The sequence below is a fragment of the Brevibacillus antibioticus genome, from assembly GCF_005217615.1.
GTDB lineage: Bacteria > Bacillota > Bacilli > Brevibacillales > Brevibacillaceae > Brevibacillus > Brevibacillus antibioticus.
Window position 1 is genome coordinate 3679935 of record NZ_SZNK01000001.1, and the last position, 19608, is coordinate 3699542.

Sequence of the window (19608 nt, forward strand, 5' to 3'; positions counted from 1 at the left end):
AGCCCATCCCAGCCTTGGAAAAAATGGTGGGGAATTTCAGCTTCACCTATGAAACACTTCATCGAAACTTCTACGTTTGAAGCACTCCCACCATTTTTTCCGAGGCGGCCAGTGAATCCCCCCTTGCGGGGCGTAGGCCGAAGCGTAGACTGGAAATGCGCTTCTTCCCCACCACAGCCACTTCACCAAAAAGGGAGCAGCATGAAAGCCGCCCCCCCTTTATTTCCCTGAAAATATTAGGACAGTCGTCCCATCAAGCGCTCCATACGTTCAAGCGCCTTCTTTAACTGCTCCATCGATGTTGCATAAGAACAACGGATATGTCCCTTCCCGCTTTCGCCGAATACATCTCCAGGTACGACAGCTACCTTTTCCTCCATGAGCAACTTCTCCGCAAATTCAGAAGAGCTAAGACCTGTAGAAGCTACAGACGGGAATGCGTAGAAGGCTCCGTCTGGCTCATGGCAAGTCAATCCGATATGACGGAATCCATCTACCACATAATTGCGGCGCTGACGGTAGCTCTCGATCATTCGTTCCATATCAGAACGTCCATGACGCAGGGCTTCCAATGCAGCCATCTGAGCCATTGTCGGAGCACACAGCATAGTGTACTGATGGATTTTCAGCATGCCTGCGAGCAAATCAGGCGATGCGCAGACATACCCCAGACGCCAGCCGGTCATCGCGAACGCTTTGGAAAAACCGGAGATCAGGATCGTCCGATCTTTCATTCCTGGCAGTGCCGCGATACTATCGTGCATGCGACCATAGGTAAGTTCCGCATAAATCTCATCGGAGATCACCATGAGGTCGTGCTTTTCAATGATCGGCAAAAGTGTTTTCCACTCTTCAGCCGTCATCGTCCCCCCGGTCGGGTTATTTGGATAGCAGAAAATGATTGCTTTTGTACGCGCGGTGATGTGCGTCTCCAACTCTTGCGGTGTCAGCTTGAACTCGTTTTCCATCGTTGTTTTCAGGAATACCGGCACCCCACCAGCCAAGCGAATAACAGGTTCATAGGAGACGTAGCAAGGTTCCACGACCAATACTTCATCACCTGGATCGAGAATAGCACGCAGTGCGATATCAATCGCTTCGCTGGCACCAACCGTCACGAGAATTTCTGTCTCTGGATGATAGCTGACCGAAAAACGTTCCTCCAAGTATTTCTGAATTTCCACACGCAATGGCAGCATACCTGCATTGGATGTATAAGCTGTATGTCCACGCTCCAACGAAGAAATCGAAGCTTCTCTCATGCGCCAAGGAGTGACGAAATCAGGCTCCCCTACACCTAAGGAAATGACTCCCTCCATCGATGCTGCCAAATCGAAAAAGCGGCGAATGCCTGATGGCTTCAACGATTGAACTGTACTGGATAAACGGTTTTTGACTTCAACTTGTGTACTCACGGCGTAACCACCATCCTGTGATCTTCGTCACGATCTTCCAGCTCAATGCCATCGTGCTTGTAACGTTTCAAAATAAAATGTGTAGCTGTTGAGACAACTGAATCAAGAGTGGACAGCTTTTGCGAAACAAAAGTCGCTACCTCTTTCATCGTTTTGCCTTCCAAAATAATCGACAAGTCATAGCTTGCACCAGACATCAAATAAACAGCCTTCACTTCTGGGAAACGGCAGATTCGCTCCGCTACTTCATCAAAGCCGACGTCGCGCTTGGGCGTCACTTTCACATCAATCATCGCGTTCACGTACGGATGATCGTCCACACGCTCCCAGTTGACCAGCGCTGGATATTTGACAATAACCTTCTCGGCTTCCAATGCTGCAATCGTCTGCTCAACGACCTCGGTCGGCTCTCCGATCATCTTTCCGATTTGCTCGGCGCTCATGCGACTGTCTTCTTCCAACAGGTGCAACAGCTCTCTTTGCTTCAAGCGATCCATGCCCCACCACTCCAGTTTTCTCTTTATTTTTTACATAAGTACGTGTTCAATTAGTCGACTTTTTGAACGACGTCAGAAAGCAAAAAGCCCCAGCAACCAGACTCATGATTTCCATGAATCTCGGTTGCTGAGGCGAAGGTATCGCGGTACCACTCAGCTTTTTTGCCTCTCTCACAAAAGGCAAACTTGTGCTGTCTACGTAGACATGCGCCCCATAACGTGGGCCATCCGCTGCTTTCTACTTGGCATTTTCAAAAGCAGAGCTCCAAGGTGGCTTTCAAAAAGAGTTCGCGGTCGCCCTCTCAGCTAACAGGCAACTCTCTGGACGTCAAAATCCCTTTTTTACTTTCCTTTTCACGGCTGTGTTGATTGTTTTATTGAATGTCTCAGATTATAAATGACGGTTTCTCTCATTGTCAACCAACAACTTCTGTCTGCTGAACCTCTTTCAAACCGTTAGGCAACCAAACACGAAACACCGTCCCAGTCCCCAAGCTGCTTTGTACGTCAATTTTTCCACGATGATTTTCTACGATGGATTGGGTGATCGACAGCCCCAGTCCAGCCCCTCCGCTTTTGCGTGCGCGTGAGGATTCAATCCGATAGAAACGGTCGAATACATGCGGGACATGCTCCGGTGCTATCCCGGCTCCATTATCTCTGATCGTCATTTCAATCCCATTGGCAATCTTGCTTAATATAAGCTCGATCTCACCATTCACAGGGTCAGTATGCTGCACCGCATTTTGAAACAGATTGAGGATAACTTGCTTTATTCCGTCACAGTCGAAAGCAACCGTAACATTCGGTTCTACACGGAAATGAATGTTTCGTTCACCAGCCAGGACCATAAGCTGTGATTCCATACTGTGCACGACCGTGTCCAACTGTCCTTCTTGCAAAAGGAAAGCTGGTTCCCGATCCATCCGAGCCAGGTACAGCAAATCGTTGACGAGTTTGTTCAGCCGCTCTGTCTCGCCGTGCATGCTTTTCAATGCTTTCTGTAAATGTTCGGGATTTGCCGCCGCGCCGCGCAACAGCACCTCCAAAAAACCATGGATGGATGTCAGCGGTGTTCGCAACTCGTGCGAAGCGTCCGCTACAAAGCGCCTCATCCGCTCCCCAGCTTCCTGCTCAGTTTTAAAGGAGGTTTCCAACCGTTCCAGCATTCCGTTAAAGACCGCCGATAATTGATCAATCTCCATTTGGCCTTGATCCATCGGAAGTCGCTCATCCAAATTCCCCGCATTAATCCGCTCAACTGTTACCTCAATACGCGAAAGTGGGTTCAGCGTACGGCGGAGAACAGGCACATAGGTTAACAAACCGATAAGCAAGGCGAGTGCAGATGCAGAAAAGAAAATGATCAACTGCGGAAACAGCACTTCTCGCATCGAGCCAACAGGGGTACTTAGCTGTACAATTCCTTGTAGCTGTTCAGGTGAACGGATTGGTGCTAACACGACCAAATAATCCTTCCCCGTGCTACCTTCCAAGATTTTGTATTTAAAACTACATACGCCACTAGCCAAGATCTCGCGGTATAGACTCTCCGGAAAGCGTGGCGAATACCCTTCGCTCGGATTCGCAAACAGCTCCGTCACATTTGCGTCGTTGTCAATAAAGGCAAACTTGATATCGGGAGTACGCAAGGAAAGCAACGCACTGACATACTGATCGTTCTTTGGGAGCGTTTCCGTGTCCTCCAAGACCTGATAAGGAACGGTAACTCCCAGATTTAACAAGCTTTCCGCTTTGCTGCGATACAAGAATTGCTCCATCAATATGTATTGAATCATGCCGATTAGAAGCAGCAACCCCGATAAGATAAATAACGAACGAGAAAGCAGCTGATATCGTAAAGAGTTCGGTTCTAGAAAAGGGGCCCATAGATTGTTTCGATTCTTCTTCATACAAAATCAACCCGATAGCCCGCACCGCGCAATGTGCGAATAATCCGATGCTGACGATCATTCAATTTGTCGCGCAGGGAACGAATATACACCTCGACAATATTCTCCTCCCCACCGAAATCATAGCCCCACACGTTGTCCAGAATCATTGGTTTACTTAGCACCAAGCCGTGATTTGTCACCAAATATTTCAGCAAAGAGTATTCCGTTGGCGATAGCTCCAGAAGCTTGTCCCCGTAGGTAATTTCTTTTCGCCTGTCATCGATCTGAAATGGACCGAGGAGTACCTTAGAGAGCAGATGTGGATAATGATTACGAATGCGCGCATGGATACGAGCAAGCAGCTCTTCAAAGCTAAACGGCTTAATCATATAATCATCGGCACCGAGAGTCAGCCCTTTTACCCGATCCTCCACGTCCTCCCTCGCTGTCAGCATAATCGTCGCTACATTCTGTATCTTTTTAAGCATCCGGCATACCTCGAAGCCATCCATGCCAGGCATCATCACATCGAGAATAACGACATGCGGCTGATGCTCCTTCACCATGGTCACGGCTGTCATCCCATCTTGTGCCGTCAATACTTGGAATCCTTCATTCTCAAGACCCATCTCCAAAAATTGCAGGATGGTCGGCTCATCATCGACAAGCAATATTTTAATGCCTTTGTTTAGGCTCATTTCTTTCACCTCAGCTCTATTTTACCTGAACAGGATAAGCGTAGCTGAATGTTTGCTGAATATGCCCTGAGTACAAGCTGAAAGCTTTTTGTAAAATAATAAACCAAAAAATGTAAATCCAATATAAAAAACGTTGATAATTCTCTTCCCCTTGCGCATTCAACAAACTTTCAGCCAGCTTTCAAGACCCACTCAGCTTCCTCTCTCATAATGATCCCTGCGAAGCCAAATACATACGACCCAAGTCTGAACACTTCAAAAACATGGAGGTTATTCAATAATGAAAAAGAATTCAGTTATCCTGACTGCCTCAGTTGCCACGCTCGTGGTTGGTATCGGGGGTTACATGCTCTATGACTATTTTGCGGGAAACCATGTGGAGATCCGGCCTGCAGCTGCGGTAGCCGTAGCCTCATCTACCACTTCCTCTACGCCTTTGACAGCAGATCAACTGAATAAAAAATGGACGATCAATGACCAGTCCAAAGTCTATTTCTCCGTAACGACGTCGAAAGAAACGGTAAACTTTGAAATGGACGGCATTACTGGCAGTTGGGATGTGAACCTCTCTGCACCCGACCAAATGAAAGCAACAGCTTCCGCTGACTTGAATAAGCTGAACTCCGGTAATGAAAAACGCGACACCCATATCAAATCTCCTGATTACTTTGATACAGCCGTCCATCCAGCTGCTACTTTTGAAGCGAAATCCTTTGAGAACTGGCCATCCACATGGACAGAAGGACAAAAGGCTTCGTTCACCATCAATGGCGTCCTGACCGTAAGAGGAATTGCCAAAGATGTGAAAATTGATGCTGACTCGATTTATTCCCAAGGCAAGCTGCAATTGGAGGGAACTTCCGTCGTAACGTTTGGTGACTTCGGATTGACTAGCCCTCATACGATCGTCGCCAAAACAGAGGAAAACATTACTATTACACTGCGACTCGCGTTGGATGCTGTTTAATCAGTCCTTTTCGCGCGAACTGCTTACAGGGACGTCTGACCTTCACAGACGTCTTTTTTCACAGTTTTTTACATTGTAATATTGACATTGTTAAAACAATATCATAGCATGAAAATATGAGAACAGATTCGAGCAAACGGAAAGGATGATCTTGTGAGTACGTCTCCCCTTCGAGCCAAACGCATCCACTTTCGGACCAAAAAGTACCGCTCGCCGGATGGACTTCCTACAGATATTTGCCTCTTTACGCTCCTTTCCATCCCGCGCCAAACGAAAACCAAATCGTTGCCACTCAAGCAATTGGCCGTTCTTCTGATCAAGCGAAAAAGCAATATATTTGGAGAGCAATGGGCCTTGCCTGGCGGTTTTTCCCATGAATCGGAGACACTGGACGAATGCGCCTATCGTGAGTTAAAAGAAGAGACGAATATTGACCGCGATGTACACATCGAACAGCTGAAGACATACTACAAGCCGGGAAGAGACCCTCGTGGTTGGATCCCAAGCGTTGCCTATGTCTCCCTCGTTCATGAAGACTTATTGAAGCACGCACAGGCAAACGACGATGCATCAGACGCGCAGCTGTTTCCGATTGAGGAAGCCTTTGCCCTCAACCTCGCTTTTGATCATCGTGAAATTTTGACTGACGCCTTACAGCGCGTTCGTGAGCAGATGCTACAAACAACTATCGCCAAAGCTTTTTTGCCAGATGAGTTTACCTTGAGTGAATTACTGCAAGTGATCGAGACCGTCGTTCCATCCTTTTTGGCAAAAGATCGCGGCAATTTTGAGCGGCGCCTGCTTGCGACAACCAGACGGCAAGGACTTCTCGAGCCAGTTCTATCGGCTGACGGACAGCCTGTCTACTCGACCGAGTTTTCGAATTCGCCAGCCAAGCTCTATCGCTTTACCGGCTTTACGCCAATCGCCATGATTTACTGAAAAAGTCCACATTCAGGAGGTTTTTGCTATGAAAGCTTTGATTGTGATCGACTACACGAATGATTTTGTCGCGACAGATGGTGCATTGACTTGTGGGGAGCCTGGTCAGGCTATTGAAGGACGCATTGGAGAGTTGATCCGCGACTTCCTCGCAGAAGGCGACTTTGTCGTCATGGCAGTGGACGCTCATCGAGAACAGGACCCGTACCATCCTGAGACTGGACTCTACCCTCCGCACAACATTATCGGTTCGACTGGCCGGAATTTGTATGGCAGCATTCAGGACATTTACGAGGAATTTGAAGATACCGTTCACTGGATGGATAAGACGCGCTACAGTGCTTTCCAAGGCACCGACCTTGCATTATTGTTGCGCACGAGAGGTATTACTGAGATTCATCTGGTAGGTGTCTGCACAGACATTTGTGTGCTGCATACAGCGATTGAAGGCTTTTATAACGGCTTTTCTGTCGTCATCCACGAGGATGCCGTAGCGAGCTTTCTTCCCGAAGGTCACAAATGGGCTCTCAGTCATTTTCAAAACCAGCTTGGCATGACTGTTCGAAAAAAATAACAGGCTCATGACGATAGGAGGCTATTTTTATGCGAATCGGCGTTTATGGTAGCAGCTTTGACCCCATCACGTACAGCCATTTGTTCACGGCTGCAACCGTCGCTCACCGGAGACGACTGGACAAAATCATTTTCGTACCCTGCTCTTCGAAGCGTCATGACAAAAAATTGCAGACAGAGGATGCCCATCGCTTGCACATGCTCAAACTGGCTTTGGCTGGCTGTGAACACAAAACAAACAAAGATGGCGAACCCCTTTTCGAGATTTCAACAGTCGAAATGGATGCCTTGCCAGGTGAAACCTATACGTACGATACGATGATGCACATGAAAAAGAAGTACCCGAGCGACGAGCTCTTTTTCATCATGGGATCGGATTTGTTAGAGGGACTGTCGAACTGGGGCAACGCTGAAAAGCTGGTCGCAGGCTTCAACTTCATCGTGATGTCGCGCGAAGGCTATCCGACCGCTGACCTGATCGCGGAGGACGCGCTGCTACGCAATCATGACGAGCATTTCCTCATTATGAGCAAGGGCATCAACATGGGAATCAGCTCTACCTACATCCGCGACGAAATCCGCAAAGGCGGCGATCCCAGCTTCCTGTTGCCCGATGCTTGCCTTCAGTACATTTATGAAAATGGAATCTACAAAGAACCCTACGTATAGTCTCCATAAGAAAAACAGCCGAACCTGTGTGAAGTGTCGGCTGTTTTCTTTGTCGTCTCCATCAACGATTGAGATGATTGGCAATTGCAGGTTGTCGTATCTTTTTCTGATAGTTCACCAAGCAAATACTGCACACGATCAATACGAGACCTGCGATAAGCGAATACGTAACCGGCTCGTCCATGAAAATGGTGCCAGTGACGACTGCGATGAGCGGCACGAGAAACGTAAAGGCGGCCACCTTGCTCGCTTCTCCTGCATTTACAAGCCCAAAGTAAATGACAATGGCAATCGGCACACCAAATGTAGCGCCATAGCCAAGACCGATCAGATATGGAGCATTCCAGACAATGTCAGACCAGCTCTCTACGCCTGTCCCCAAAAGAGTTAAGGCCGCGCCACCAATGATGCATTGCATGGCAACCATCCACAGCGAATCTACCTTGGCACTGACTTTTTTCACATAGATCACGCCCAGCGCCCACGTAAGAGCCGTCAACAAACCTAAAATGACGCCCACGATGGAAACCTGACCAGTGAGTCCATCTGCACTGACCGCCAGTATCCCTATGAATCCCATGATCAGCCCAATGATCTTGAGCACCGTCATGCTCTCACCCAGCCACAACCAGGCAAAGAGCCCAATCAGGATTGGCTGGAAATACACCAATACAGAGAATAATCCACCTGGCAAATACACAAGTCCAACTGTCTGAATGCCGTAAAAGCACAATGTATTCAGAAGAGCAGATATACAATAACGCAACCAGTTTTCACTCCAGTTGATCTTTTTCCATTTCGGTAAAATGAATAAAGCGAGCAAAAGTCCGCCAATCAGCGAACGCATTCCTGCGAATAAAATCGGTGGCGTATAGGCGAGTGACATTTTGTAGATCGACCAGCTTAATCCCCACATCAACACTAAACTTGCAATAGCGACTACAGTCTTACCCGAAAACTTTCCCACGAGGGGCCTCCCTTTCTAGCTGCACACTTGCACTTATGTTTTTGTCCGCCTCTTATCGTACCACACAAAAGAAGAAGCCGGATGTTCTCACCCGGCTTTCCTTTCTGCCATATTATTGCAGCTCTTGTCGCAGGAACTGGTCGAAAGCATCTGTCGGAAGCGGCCTACTGAACAGGTAGCCTTGACCGTGGTCGCAGCCATTTTCCTTCAAAGCTGCTACTTGATCATGGAGCTCAATTCCCTCTGCGATGACATTCATATTGAGACTTTGTGCGATGGTGACAATTGCTTTTACAATTGCTTGACTCTCTTGATTATGATGAATGTCACGAATAAACGAGGCGTCAATTTTGATTGTATCAACTGGCAAGCTTTTAATATAACTAAACGAGCTATAGCCTGTCCCAAAATCATCAATCGAAATTTGGATACCGATATCCCGAATCTGTTGCAGGACTGCCGTCGCCTCTTCCATTTTGACAAAAATACTCTCCGTAATCTCGAGCTCCAGCCAATCAGGTGACAGATTTGTTTCCTGAAGAATATCCTTGATCATCTCGATCAGATCCTTTTGATAGATCTGTCTCGCTGACAAATTCACAGAGACTCTTAGCGTATATCCTTGATCGTGCCAGATTTTATTTTGTTTGCACGCCTGTTTCAAAATCCATTCTCCGAGCGCCAGGATCATCCCTGTCTCCTCGGCGATTGGAATAAAGCGATTCGGCGGAATGATGCCCAGCTCTGGATGCACCCATCTGACGAGCGCCTCCATGCCTGTCATCGCGCTTGTCGCGATATCGATTTTGGGCTGATAGTAAATTTGGAACTGCTCTTGTTCAATGGCTTTCCGCATCTCATTTTCCATCAAGATACGCTCCAGCGACTTCGCCTCCATCGTCGGATCGAAAAAGTCATAGCCATTCTTCCCGCGCGATTTTACGGTATACAATGCCGTATCGGCCCTTTTCAACAAATCTTCGGGATTGTCTCCATCCTGCGGGTACAGGGCGATGCCGACGCTGCACGACACGGTGAATACATGACCAGCCAATTCAAACGGCCGCTGCAGCTGATACATGATCTGCTCTGCCAATGCAGTCACTTCGTTGCGATCTTGCACCTGGTTCTGCATGATCGTAAATTCGTCTCCACCTAGCCTGGCCACGACATCTCCTGGCTTGAGGCATGCCTGTAGACGCTTTGCTGCTTTGATCAGCAACATATCCCCTACGTCATGACCAAACGAATCGTTCACATCCTTGAAGCGATCCAAATCCAAAAACAGCACAGCCAGATTCGATTGGAAACGCTTGGCCTGAATCATTTCCTTGCTGAGCTGTTGGACATACATCCGTCGATTCGGCAGGTCTGTCAACGCATCGTGATAAGCCAAGTGGTGAATCGTCTCTTCGGACCGTTTTCGGTCTGTGACGTCACGGGTAACGAGGAGAAGCTTGGTCACATTTCCTTCCTCATCCATAATCGGATTGATTTTGCTTTCTGTCCAGATCACATCGTTTCTTTGGGTATTAATCCGGCATTCTACCATGTACTCCTTACGAGTAGAGAAGGCATGATGAATCGCATAAGCAAAAATATCCCGGTCATCCTCCACAATCCACTCGAACAGGTTTAGGATTTCCTCATCAGGAACGGTATGCTCCCATACACGCTTGTGAGACGGGGACAAATAAAGAAATTCCCCATCCAGGTTGATGATGCTGATGATATCCGACGTGTTTTCCGCGATGATACGATACTTTTCTTCACTCCGCTTGAGCTCGTCTTCCATCTGCTTACGAGCTGTGATATCACTGCGAATGGAAAGGTATTGGTAGATTTCGCCCGCTTGGTTCTTAAATGGCACGATGGTGGTATCGACCCAATAATAGCCGTCATCTTTTGCGCGATTCCGAATTTCTCCCCGCCAGACCTGGCCAGATCTAATACAAGACCACATTTCTTTAAAAAAGCTTTTCGGATGGTAACCCGAATTAAGAATACGATGGTCATTTCCAATCAATTCGCTTCGATCGTATTTCGATATGCGGCAAAATTGCTCATTTGCCCGCAAAATAATCCCCTTATGGTCCGTAATTGCTAAGATCGTGGATTGGTCCAAAGCGTATTTGACATCTGCCAGCTCATTCACAACCATGTTCAGCTCACCATCTTTTTCGCGTAGTAGCCCTACCCAATCTTGTGGTGTCAGTGAAGACATCATTTGGTTTTTCATTTCTATCACCTGCTTTGGATACAGTCAAAAAAAATGATCCTTACAGAAGGATCGTAACGTTCAGATTACAAGTTCGTTCCATTTTACCATGTTTTACCGAAAGATCAACGAGAACACTGCGGTAGAAACAACATTTTTGCAAAAAAATGAACCAGTGCATGTAGCCCGGCTCACTTTTTTCAACAATGGGTATGTACGGGCTGCATCGCTTACAATCGGGCAAGAATGCTGCGATTGAGGTCTGCAACAGAATTGCTGCCAGACAGCGCCATCGCGACGTCAAATTCATGGATGAGTGTATCTAACACACTCGCTACGCCTTGCTCTCCGGCAACAGCCAGTCCATACAGGAATGGGCGACCAATCAGGATGGCATTGGCCCCTAAAGCAATCGCTTTAACAACATCTGCTCCTGTACGCACGCCACTGTCGAGCAAGACAGGTATTTTGCCCGCTACCACCTCAGCAATCGCTGGCAACGCATCCAGCGTAGAAATAGCGCCATCCATCTGCCGCCCACCGTGATTGGAGACAATGATTCCATCTACACCATGCTCTAAAGCAAGTCGCGCATCATCCGGATGCAAAATGCCTTTTACCAAAATCGGCAGACGGGTATGCTCACGCAAAAAAGCGATATCGTTCCAATTCAACGCTGGATGATAAATGTTTTTCAACACTTCCTCCACTGCATTCTCCGGCGTTACCTCAGGGAGTCTCGAGCAAAAAACAGGGTCTGTCAAGTAATTTGCCAGTCCTCTTCCTTCGCGCAATGGCGAATACCCGTTGCGGAAGTCTCTGCGCTTCCACCCTAGCATAACGGTATCTACCGTGAGGACAATGGCAGAATAGCCAGACTTTTCCGCTCGTCTGACCATGCTCGCCGAAACCTCTCGATCATTCGACCAATAGAGCTGGAACCAGCGATAGGTATCGCCCATCACTTCGGCAATCTGTTCGAGTGAGTGAGCCGAAACCGTACTGGCTACGAACGGCACTCCGGCTGCTACTGCTGCCTTGGCCGACGCCAGCTCTCCATCGGGATGTGAAATCGTCTGCATGCCAACAGGGGCCAAGAAGAGCGGCGTGCGCAGCGCTTGATTGTACATCGAAATACCGAGCGTGCGATTCGTCACATCCCTCATCATCCGCGGAATGATTGCCCAACGAGAAAAAGCTGTCCGGTTTTCTACCAGCGTTTCCTCTGCCCCTGATCCCCCGGCAACGTAATCAAATGGTCCATCCGGCAAAACCTCTCGCGCCTTTTTCTCCCAATCTTCAATGGAAATCGGCAGTGCCTGCGTTTCCTTGTTCACACGGGTAAATAAGAGTGATTCCTCATTTGTTTTTGTCATCTGGTTTGCTTCCTTTCTGCGATCATCTTTCATCTTTTTTATCTCAATTCACGTAAATTCTCAATAGTCTTAATCTAAACTCTATTATTGAGCTTGTCCACTTTCACACACGCCTTTTTCAAGGCTACTTTTTCTTTTTGCCTTTTCGGGCTTTGCGACGGATTTGTTTCTTTGCTTTTTTTGCCTTCATTCCACGGGAAATTGAACCCACCCATGTGATGGTCTGACTATTTTCATTGATGACCTTCACTACATTACCGCTATTATTTCCACCAGAGCCAGCAAACGCTTTGGTTACGCTTTTCGGGGAGTTGTTTGCCGTATCGCCAAAGTTGATATTCCCGACATTATTGGTAATTGTCACCGTGCCCACAAAAGTCGGCAAAACTCCTCCCTCCCCGTTGCGTAATGGCTTATTTCCATCATATTCGAACGGTTTTGAGCCCGCTTGGACGATGGTTGAGGGCATTTGTCCGATGTAATCTTGCGAAAAAAAATCTCCCCGAGTAGACAAAGCTACGCGAGGAGAAGGACCTTTTTATTGCGTGGTATAACACCGCCATCGACCAGCAGGGTTGTCCCTGTGACGAAGGAAGCATCGTCGCTGGCAAGGAACAGAGCAGCCTTTTTCATTGTTCCTACTGCGCTGGGGCTAGGAAGGTCTGTTTATCATTCCCGTCGATGATAAGCGCTGATCTGGCCTTCATCACTTGACCCTCGTACGTGAAATCTTGCTGGGAGAAATTGACGATCACTTGCAGATCATCCCCATAAACCGACTTCTGCACGAGCCTGTCTTCGGACAACACGCGATAATCGGTCATTTCTTGCTGCACAGCTTTTTTATGGAAAGGAGACCATACCTTCAGATAGTTCATGATCAACTCTTGTTCAGCATCCCACATCTTTTTATCCAGATGATAGAGTGGAGGTACATTATAAAGCAGCTCCTTGAGCATACGGGTGCCGACTTCACCCTTGATCTTCAGGCTGCCCCACTCCCAATGATGGCTCGTGATCACCGCGTTATTGTAGACCAGCTTGTACAGTGGCAATGAATACACAGGATCAATGTATACCTGGCGATACTCTTCCTTGATCGGAACCTGTTTGGCGTATCGTTCCGGAATCTCTCCCGCCGGAGACCAGTAGCCTCCTACATAATACGGGCTTTGCTTATTTTTTCGCATGTCCGGATCTGCCCATTTGATGACAGGTGTCTCAATGCCATGGGCAAAGGCGATACTCCGGCTGGCGAAGTCATTTCCAGTCTCAGAGCCGATGACCAAATTCTTTTCATCACGAATATAGTCCATCCGGGCAAGCTTCGCCTTCATATCCTCTGCCTCAGTCGTCGTGTGCTGTGGCGAATAATCATCGTTAAAATCACCGGCTGCATCCACATCAATAAACCACGAGTTAAAAGCGACATCGTTACTCATGATTTCATCCATTCGCTGTTTGACACTCGGCAGTGATAGAGTCGGATTCAGCAATCTGCCCTGTTGGAGAAAACCAGCTTTCTTCTCTCCATTTTTCTTCGTGATCGTCGCATTCTCATACAAGCTCTTATCCTTGAAAATAGCCGTATTCCAATCGGGATTTTCTTCCTGATGAATCGAATGGTAGGAATCGTAGCTGGCGATCAAATAGCCTGTCTCATTCGCTTCTTGGATGAATGCTGGCTTCATGTAGGCAGCCGTCCAATTCGGCAAACCGATCCATGCCTGATCAATCCCTGCCGCTTTCATTTCTTTCAAGAGATCCGTAGAGTCGGCATTCCCCCACTGTTCCACAGGTGGAACGACATCTTGCAGCACACTTTTTAGCACCTTTTTGTTCAAGTCGTACAGCTGTGAGTCCGTCAACGTGTCGATCCCTTTTCCAAACGATTTTTTTGCCTCTTCACTGACCTGTGGAAATAGCTGCAGATTGTAAAATTCACGGGAACACAAAGCGTAATTCAACCCGCTGAGGATCGCTTTCTTTTGAAAATCCGCGACGTAATCCTGCTTTTGAATCTCGCGGAATTGCTGGATGCTCTCTTTTCCGTCCACCCCATTGGAAGCCAAGATTTGCTCGAGTGCCCCGATGAAGTTCGCATTCAGTTTCGTTTTCAGCGCATTCCATTTCACATCGTTGACCGATAGGAAGCTCTTATTCCACAAGTAAAAATGAGGAGCCCCGTAAAGCTTTTCGATACTCGGATTGGCTTTGGCTTTGGCTTTTTCTGCCAGGGGCAGCAGTTCTCCCTGCTCCTTGACATATTGCTTGTAAACACCCGCTACGCTAACCGGATCGTTATCTGTGACATACAAGCGGAACCCGTAGGTCTTGTCCGGATTAATCGTCGGGAACTCGTGCGCAAACGTAAACGCAATCGTCGGATCAACGGAAAAATCGACGGTGTTGTTAAACAAATTATCTACGACGTACATCAGCGCATACTTGCTCTTGTTCACAGCAAAAAAGCGCATGGAAAAAGACTCAGCAAAGCTAAGACTCTCTTCTTTTAAAAATGACTGCCACTTGCTGTCATCCGCAGGAACCCATTTCCCCTCTCCCAAGGGCAACATGTAACTTGCTCCTTTTACGGCCGGCCAGGAAAAGCTCCCTGTTCCTGTGGAGGTCAGGGTGATTTGCAAATGATCCTCTTTCTTTTTGATCGAGACATCCAGCTGATCGTCTGGGTAGCTCCAAGCAATCTCTTGTTCACCTTTTTGTACATTCGTTACCTTGCGCGCAAGAATCGGCTCCGAAGCAATTTCCTTCACTCCGTCTCTCTCGACGAACACTTCGAAGGTCTCTGGCTTCACCTCAAAAGTAAAATCTGCATGCTGCTTCGTCTGCACCTGCTCGGTAGCCTTATTGCTCTCACAGCCAACGACGACTTGGAGCAGGAGTACAACTACCATGAGAAAAATCGTTGTTCGTTTCATAAAACCCTCCTAAATCGATTCACTATGTATATCGTATTACGATGTACATGTACAAAAAAAATGACCAAAGCCTTTGCCAAGGCCGCCTTACAACTGTACGACCTCGGTCAACCAATAGGCTTTTACAACTCTTGTCCTGCTAAAAAGATGAGGCAGACAGATCGTCATCAAATTTGTTGTTCCGTCGCTTGTGGATCAGCACCGCCCCTACTCGAAACATCCCATAGCCAATCAGTCCGCCGAGTACATTTAGTAGCAAATCATCGACATCAAAGCTGCCTAACGAAAACAATAGCTGCAAGGTTTCGACGATGAGACTGGCCGAAAGCGTGAGAAAAAACACACGATGCACGCTTTGAAAGGATAGAAATATCAGCGGCAGCAACAGCCCGAGCGGAACAAACAGCATGACATTGCCAATCAGGTTATACATGACAGTGCCAAAGTTGTAATTATCATAATGAAAAACGTAATCCACCAAGGTTTGAAATGGTTTCGTATTTTGGAACAAATGCGTATATTGCGGGACGCCGTATTCCAGCATCCTTTGCTTCCATTCCAAGGTAAAAGCTCTGCGTCGGAAGCGGTCCGGTGACAATAACAAGAGATAACTGGAGATAGCTACATACAAGAAAAACAAGGACAGGAGCCATTTACGGATGTATTTATCAATAAGCGGCATGGACTCAGACAGTTGCCGACTGATTGCTTTCGCCGAACCAAATCGTTGAATGGTCAGTAAAACGGCTTCCTGCTCTTCATAGCCTTCTTCGACCAGCTCACTTTTCATGCTGTTCAAATGATCCATCAGCTCATCTTTAATATCCCGCTTCTCCCATTTCGAGCACGGCAAGCGACTGACAACCTGCTCTGCATATTCTTCGAGTTTCATTCGTTTACTCACTTCCCTCATTGCAAAGCAAAATGAGTCTGCTCAAGCTCTGCCAATCCTTCATTTTGTCTTGAAGAAGTCCCTGGCCGGTCTTGGTAATCCGATAATATTTGCGGCGTCCGCCTTCACTGGCTTCCCCCCAGTAAGACTCCACTGCCTTCTGCGTCTCCAGTCGCTTTAGGGCAGGGTATAGTGTGCCTTCACCGATTTCATACAGCTCATCGCTTTTATCGCGAATCTTCTTGGCCAACTCGTAGCCATACTGATCTTTCTGCGCGATCAGCGAGAGAAGCAGTAGATCGATGCTTCCTTTCAACAGCTCCTTGTTCACAAAAGCATCTCCTCCTCGTGCATGCCTAGAGATTATCACACTATACCTCGTGATACAAGGTAGTTAACCAAGGAATTTTGCGGATAATAGTTTTGGTTCCATGTAATTATTGACAATAACAAAATAGGTAATATAGACTATATTCCACAACGTATTTCATGAGTCGACATACTTTCGGATGATGATTCTTTTCTACACACAACCAGATTATAGGTCCGTAGAATGAAGCAAAAGAAGATTTTCACTTTTTGGAGCAGGTTACTTTCAATTCGTGACTTCATTCTCTCTAACAGGAGGCACTTACATGCTTGCCGACTTTTCGATGATCGTTCTGAATACGGTTCTCTTAGCCTATTTTGCAATCGGTGTGTTATTTTTGTATTCCGAATCAAAATTTTTGCGTAAAATGAAGACTCGTAGAAATAGATAAGCTGATTTTTAGATAAAGGAGTTTGCACGTACATTGAGATCTTTTTTCCGCCAATTTCTGCCACGTCAGAATCAACCCCAAGAAATTACCTACAAGGAACTGGATTCGAAATTGATCAAAGCTGCTCGCTACAATCTGGCTACGAGCCACCTCTACATCCGTTTTCACGATGGACGCGAGGTCGTTTACTGTCGGGTCACTCCTTACGCTTATAATGCGTTTTTAAATGCTGACTCGTTCAGCGATCATTTTCATTCGTTCATCAGCCAACGTTACTTGAACTATCAGGTGATGTAGCCTATCTATACAAAATGCCCTCAGTCTGTCTTCGCGACACTGAGGGCATTTGTTGTTGATCATACTATTTTAATGCGCGATGCAAAAAAGATTTGGTCCGCTCAAATTTAGCGTTTGTAAACAATTGCTCCGGTGTCCCCGACTCTACGAATTCCCCTTTGTCCATAAACATGATTTGGTTCGCCACCTCGCGTGCGAATCCCATCTCATGCGTCACAACCATCATCGTCATATGCTCCTGTGCAAGCTGCTTGATGACTTGCAGGACCTCACCCGTCAGTTCGGGATCAAGTGCAGACGTAGGCTCGTCAAACAACAAGATTTGCGGGTTCATCATCAGAGCTCTGGCGATCGCCACACGCTGCTTCTGTCCGCCTGAGAGCTTCGCCGGATACGCGTCTGCCTTATCAGACAGGCCGACCTTTTCCAAGAGCTCTGCACTCTTTCGCTGAATGTCCGAAGACGCCTCACCTTTGACTACGCGTGGTGCGATCTCCAGATTTTCTTTTACTGTGAGATGAGGAAACAGATTAAAATGCTGAAAGACCATGCCCATTCTCGATGTGATCTGCTTGATTTCCTGGTTGCTGGCATAAGCGCCGTCCTTCACCAGATAATCATCCTGCACACGAATGCTGCCTCCATTCACCTGCTCCAGATTGACCAAGCTGCGTAGCATCGTGCTCTTGCCGGAGCCAGAAGGCCCGATTACTGCCACGACTTCGTTCTTTTTCACCGAAAACGAGACATCTCGCAAGACTTCCTGATTGCCAAATGATTTCTTTAGATTCGATACTTGTATGATATCCATATTGTGCCAGCCCTTTATTCGAATTTGAACCTTTTTTCCAGCCACTTAAAGAATAACGTCAACAATAGCGTCATCAACAAATAAATGATTCCAGCAATAAAAAACGGAACGATGGTAAAGTCGCGATTCACAGCCGTTTGTGCAAAGTGAAGCAATTCTGGGACGGCAACCGCATAGAGTAACGCTGTGTCTTTTACAAGAGTGATTGATTCATTTGCGACGGCAGGCAAAGCCACGCGGAACATTTGCGGCAAAATTATCTTGTTCGTTGTCTGCCATTTGCTAAAGCCGAGGACCTGCGCTGCCTCGTACTGTCCTTTATCGATTGACAGCAGTCCTCCACGGAAAATCTCCGCGAAATACGCTGCGTAGTTCAGCACAAAGCCGAGGCATGCAGCTACGAATCGATCCATAACCAAGTATTCTCCGATCACTGGCAAGAGAGGGAGACCAAAGACAAAAAACAATAGCTGTAATAATAGAGGCGTTCCACGCATGACATACACATAGGTGTGCGCGAACCAAGACAGACCTCTGTTGCTGCTATTCGCCATTAAGGTAATGAGAAATCCCAATGGAATCGATGCAAGGATAGCGATAAAGAACAGCAACACCGTCATCTGCGCCCCTTCTAGCATGGGCACGGTAATGGAGATAATATAGTCTAAGCTCATCTGATATGCTCCTAATCCTTATAATAAAGCGTGGCTTCGCCAATCATTCGGCGAAGCCATCGTATCTTCCGTTTATTTCAACACGCGATTTTCGCCAAACCATTTTTCCGATATTTTAGCTGCGGTTCCATCCTGATTCATGGTATCCAACGCTTTTTGAAGTTCGTTCAATAACGCCTCGTTCCCTTTTTTGACGCCCACTCCATACTCCTCAGGTGCAAGTGATTCTTCCATCACCTTAAAGGCTCCAGGTTCTTTTGCCATGTAGTAATCGGCTACAACCTGGTCGATGACAACTGCTTCCACGCGGCCAATCTTCATATCACTCAAAGCCAGTACATTATCAGGATACTCTGTAATGGATTTGACCTGATTTTTCATGTCACTTGCATTGACAGCGTCAGCTGCCGAAGACAGCTTTTGCAAACCAATTGCTTTACCGGCCAAGTCTGACAGCTTGGTCAAGTTGCTATTTGCCATCGTGACCACTACTTGCGCGTTTTTCAGATAAGGCTTGGTAAAGAGAACCTTCTCTTTTCTCACATCTGTAATCGTATATCCATTCCAGATCAAGTCAATACGACCGCTATTTAGTTCAGACTCTTTTGCACTCCAATCGATTGGTTGAAACTCGACTTGTTTTCCCATTTTTTCGCTAGCTGCACGCGCATAATCAATATCAAAACCGACTAGCTCATTTTTTTCATCCCGGAATCCCATTGGTGCAAACTTATCATCAATTCCAATAATCAGCTTGTTCGCGTCAGCGCCAGTTTTTGCGCTGGAACAGCCCACTACCAATGAAACCATCGCACTCAACAACAATGACATCCATGCTATTTTCTTCATCGTGATGATCCCCCTCGTTGCCCTATTCTATATTTCACTCTGATAAAGTGGTAATACGTTAACAAGGTATCATGATAGCACATTAGCAAGGAATAGTCGATACTTTAGTAAACAAAAGCACCTTAGAAATATACGCCAAATGAATGAGTAAAATGCCCGACTAGCAGA

General features: G+C 47.0%; 19 protein-coding genes, 1 pseudogene and 1 other annotated feature. Of the genes and pseudogenes, 5 read left to right on the top strand and 15 right to left on the bottom strand.

Annotated features, from left to right (window positions below; genetic code table 11):
* Nucleotides 1-236 precede the first annotated feature (236 nt).
* The 4 genes from E8L90_RS17275 to E8L90_RS17290 form a co-directional block, all read right to left on the bottom strand.
* Complete coding sequence (locus E8L90_RS17275; protein ID WP_137030523.1) at nt 237-1415, bottom strand: aminotransferase; 1179 nt, start codon at nt 1413-1415, stop codon at nt 237-239.
* A complete protein-coding gene (locus tag E8L90_RS17280; protein WP_007722565.1) occupies nt 1412-1912 on the bottom strand; it encodes an Lrp/AsnC family transcriptional regulator in 501 nt (166 codons plus the stop codon). The genes E8L90_RS17275 and E8L90_RS17280 overlap by 4 nt, the downstream gene beginning before the upstream one ends.
* A gap of 125 nt (nt 1913-2037) precedes the next feature.
* Nucleotides 2038-2279, bottom strand: a binding site (T-box leader).
* A gap of 49 nt (nt 2280-2328) precedes the next feature.
* Nucleotides 2329-3825, bottom strand: coding sequence for a sensor histidine kinase (locus tag E8L90_RS17285; protein WP_137030524.1), 1497 nt, complete (start codon nt 3823-3825; stop codon nt 2329-2331).
* Nucleotides 3822-4505, bottom strand: a complete 684-nt coding sequence (locus tag E8L90_RS17290) for a response regulator transcription factor (RefSeq protein WP_137030525.1) — start codon at nt 4503-4505, stop codon at nt 3822-3824. Before E8L90_RS17290 ends, E8L90_RS17285 begins: the two co-directional genes overlap by 4 nt.
* A gap of 280 nt (nt 4506-4785) precedes the next feature.
* Here E8L90_RS17290 and E8L90_RS17295 point away from each other — a divergent pair, with 280 nt between their 5' ends.
* The 4 genes from E8L90_RS17295 to nadD all read left to right on the top strand — a co-directional run bounded on the left by E8L90_RS17295 (nt 4786) and on the right by nadD (nt 7656).
* Complete coding sequence (locus tag E8L90_RS17295; RefSeq protein ID WP_137030526.1) at nt 4786-5472, top strand: YceI family protein; 687 nt, start codon at nt 4786-4788, stop codon at nt 5470-5472.
* Between the two features lie 153 nt (nt 5473-5625).
* Complete coding sequence (locus tag E8L90_RS17300) at nt 5626-6414, top strand: NUDIX hydrolase (protein WP_137030527.1); 789 nt, start codon at nt 5626-5628, stop codon at nt 6412-6414.
* 28 nt (nt 6415-6442) lie between these two features.
* Nucleotides 6443-6988, top strand: a complete 546-nt coding sequence (locus tag E8L90_RS17305; RefSeq protein ID WP_137030528.1) for a cysteine hydrolase family protein — start codon at nt 6443-6445, stop codon at nt 6986-6988.
* A 29-nt stretch (nt 6989-7017) separates the two neighbouring features.
* Nucleotides 7018-7656 carry a nicotinate (nicotinamide) nucleotide adenylyltransferase gene (gene nadD / locus E8L90_RS17310; protein ID WP_137030529.1) on the top strand — a complete coding sequence of 213 codons (639 nt, stop codon included), beginning with the start codon at nt 7018-7020 and terminating at the stop codon, nt 7654-7656.
* 61 nt (nt 7657-7717) lie between these two features.
* On the opposite strand, the gene E8L90_RS17315 is transcribed toward nadD, so the two are convergent.
* The 8 genes and pseudogenes from E8L90_RS17315 to E8L90_RS17350 form a co-directional block, all read right to left on the bottom strand.
* A complete protein-coding gene (locus E8L90_RS17315; protein ID WP_137030530.1) occupies nt 7718-8623 on the bottom strand; it encodes a DMT family transporter in 906 nt (301 codons plus the stop codon).
* A 112-nt stretch (nt 8624-8735) separates the two neighbouring features.
* Nucleotides 8736-10862, bottom strand: a complete 2127-nt coding sequence (locus E8L90_RS17320; RefSeq protein WP_137030531.1) for a bifunctional diguanylate cyclase/phosphodiesterase — start codon at nt 10860-10862, stop codon at nt 8736-8738.
* A 209-nt stretch (nt 10863-11071) separates the two neighbouring features.
* The gene (locus E8L90_RS17325) at nt 11072-12217 is read right to left on the bottom strand and encodes an alpha-hydroxy-acid oxidizing protein (protein ID WP_137030532.1); all 1146 of its coding nucleotides are present in this window, start codon (nt 12215-12217) and stop codon (nt 11072-11074) included.
* A gap of 124 nt (nt 12218-12341) precedes the next feature.
* The gene (locus tag E8L90_RS17330) at nt 12342-12602 is read right to left on the bottom strand and encodes a spore germination protein (RefSeq protein WP_137030533.1); all 261 of its coding nucleotides are present in this window, start codon (nt 12600-12602) and stop codon (nt 12342-12344) included.
* A 131-nt stretch (nt 12603-12733) separates the two neighbouring features.
* A pseudogene (locus E8L90_RS17335) lies at nt 12734-12844 on the bottom strand (SDR family oxidoreductase); the annotation flags it as partial.
* A gap of 11 nt (nt 12845-12855) precedes the next feature.
* Entirely contained in the window at nt 12856-15156 is a 2301-nt protein-coding gene (locus E8L90_RS17340; RefSeq protein ID WP_137030534.1) for a glycoside hydrolase, read from the bottom strand.
* A 139-nt stretch (nt 15157-15295) separates the two neighbouring features.
* On the bottom strand, nt 15296-16048 hold the full coding sequence (locus tag E8L90_RS17345) for a VanZ family protein (RefSeq protein ID WP_137030535.1): 753 nt from the start codon (nt 16046-16048) through the stop codon (nt 15296-15298).
* Nucleotides 16049-16052: 4 nt separating this feature from the next.
* Nucleotides 16053-16379: a PadR family transcriptional regulator gene (locus E8L90_RS17350; protein ID WP_007726768.1), complete on the bottom strand. Its 327-nt coding sequence runs from the start codon at nt 16377-16379 to the stop codon at nt 16053-16055.
* Nucleotides 16380-16842: 463 nt separating this feature from the next.
* Here E8L90_RS17350 and E8L90_RS17355 point away from each other — a divergent pair, with 463 nt between their 5' ends.
* Entirely contained in the window at nt 16843-17106 is a 264-nt protein-coding gene (locus E8L90_RS17355) for a KTSC domain-containing protein (RefSeq protein ID WP_137030536.1), read from the top strand.
* Nucleotides 17107-17170: 64 nt separating this feature from the next.
* On the opposite strand, the gene E8L90_RS17360 is transcribed toward E8L90_RS17355, so the two are convergent.
* The 3 genes from E8L90_RS17360 to E8L90_RS17370 form a co-directional block, all read right to left on the bottom strand.
* Nucleotides 17171-17917, bottom strand: a complete 747-nt coding sequence (locus tag E8L90_RS17360; protein WP_137030537.1) for an amino acid ABC transporter ATP-binding protein — start codon at nt 17915-17917, stop codon at nt 17171-17173.
* A gap of 14 nt (nt 17918-17931) precedes the next feature.
* Complete coding sequence (locus E8L90_RS17365; RefSeq protein WP_017251947.1) at nt 17932-18591, bottom strand: amino acid ABC transporter permease; 660 nt, start codon at nt 18589-18591, stop codon at nt 17932-17934.
* Between the two features lie 72 nt (nt 18592-18663).
* Complete coding sequence (locus E8L90_RS17370; protein ID WP_137030538.1) at nt 18664-19440, bottom strand: amino acid ABC transporter substrate-binding protein; 777 nt, start codon at nt 19438-19440, stop codon at nt 18664-18666.
* Nucleotides 19441-19608: the final 168 nt, after the last annotated feature.

Coding starts and splice junctions, on each gene's coding strand:
- E8L90_RS17280 (WP_007722565.1), bottom strand. CDS start 1,912: ATGGATCGCTTGAAGCAAAGAGAGCTGTTGCACCTGTTGGAAGAAGAC.
- E8L90_RS17285 (WP_137030524.1), bottom strand. CDS start 3,825: ATGAAGAAGAATCGAAACAATCTATGGGCCCCTTTTCTAGAACCGAAC.
- E8L90_RS17290 (WP_137030525.1), bottom strand. CDS start 4,505: ATGAGCCTAAACAAAGGCATTAAAATATTGCTTGTCGATGATGAGCCG.
- E8L90_RS17295 (WP_137030526.1), top strand. CDS start 4,786: ATGAAAAAGAATTCAGTTATCCTGACTGCCTCAGTTGCCACGCTCGTG.
- E8L90_RS17305 (WP_137030528.1), top strand. CDS start 6,443: ATGAAAGCTTTGATTGTGATCGACTACACGAATGATTTTGTCGCGACA.
- nadD (WP_137030529.1), top strand. CDS start 7,018: ATGCGAATCGGCGTTTATGGTAGCAGCTTTGACCCCATCACGTACAGC.
- E8L90_RS17320 (WP_137030531.1), bottom strand. CDS start 10,862: ATGAAAAACCAAATGATGTCTTCACTGACACCACAAGATTGGGTAGGG.
- E8L90_RS17325 (WP_137030532.1), bottom strand. CDS start 12,217: ATGACAAAAACAAATGAGGAATCACTCTTATTTACCCGTGTGAACAAG.
- E8L90_RS17340 (WP_137030534.1), bottom strand. CDS start 15,156: ATGAAACGAACAACGATTTTTCTCATGGTAGTTGTACTCCTGCTCCAA.
- E8L90_RS17345 (WP_137030535.1), bottom strand. CDS start 16,048: ATGAAACTCGAAGAATATGCAGAGCAGGTTGTCAGTCGCTTGCCGTGC.
- E8L90_RS17360 (WP_137030537.1), bottom strand. CDS start 17,917: ATGGATATCATACAAGTATCGAATCTAAAGAAATCATTTGGCAATCAG.
- E8L90_RS17365 (WP_017251947.1), bottom strand. CDS start 18,591: ATGAGCTTAGACTATATTATCTCCATTACCGTGCCCATGCTAGAAGGG.
- E8L90_RS17370 (WP_137030538.1), bottom strand. CDS start 19,440: ATGAAGAAAATAGCATGGATGTCATTGTTGTTGAGTGCGATGGTTTCA.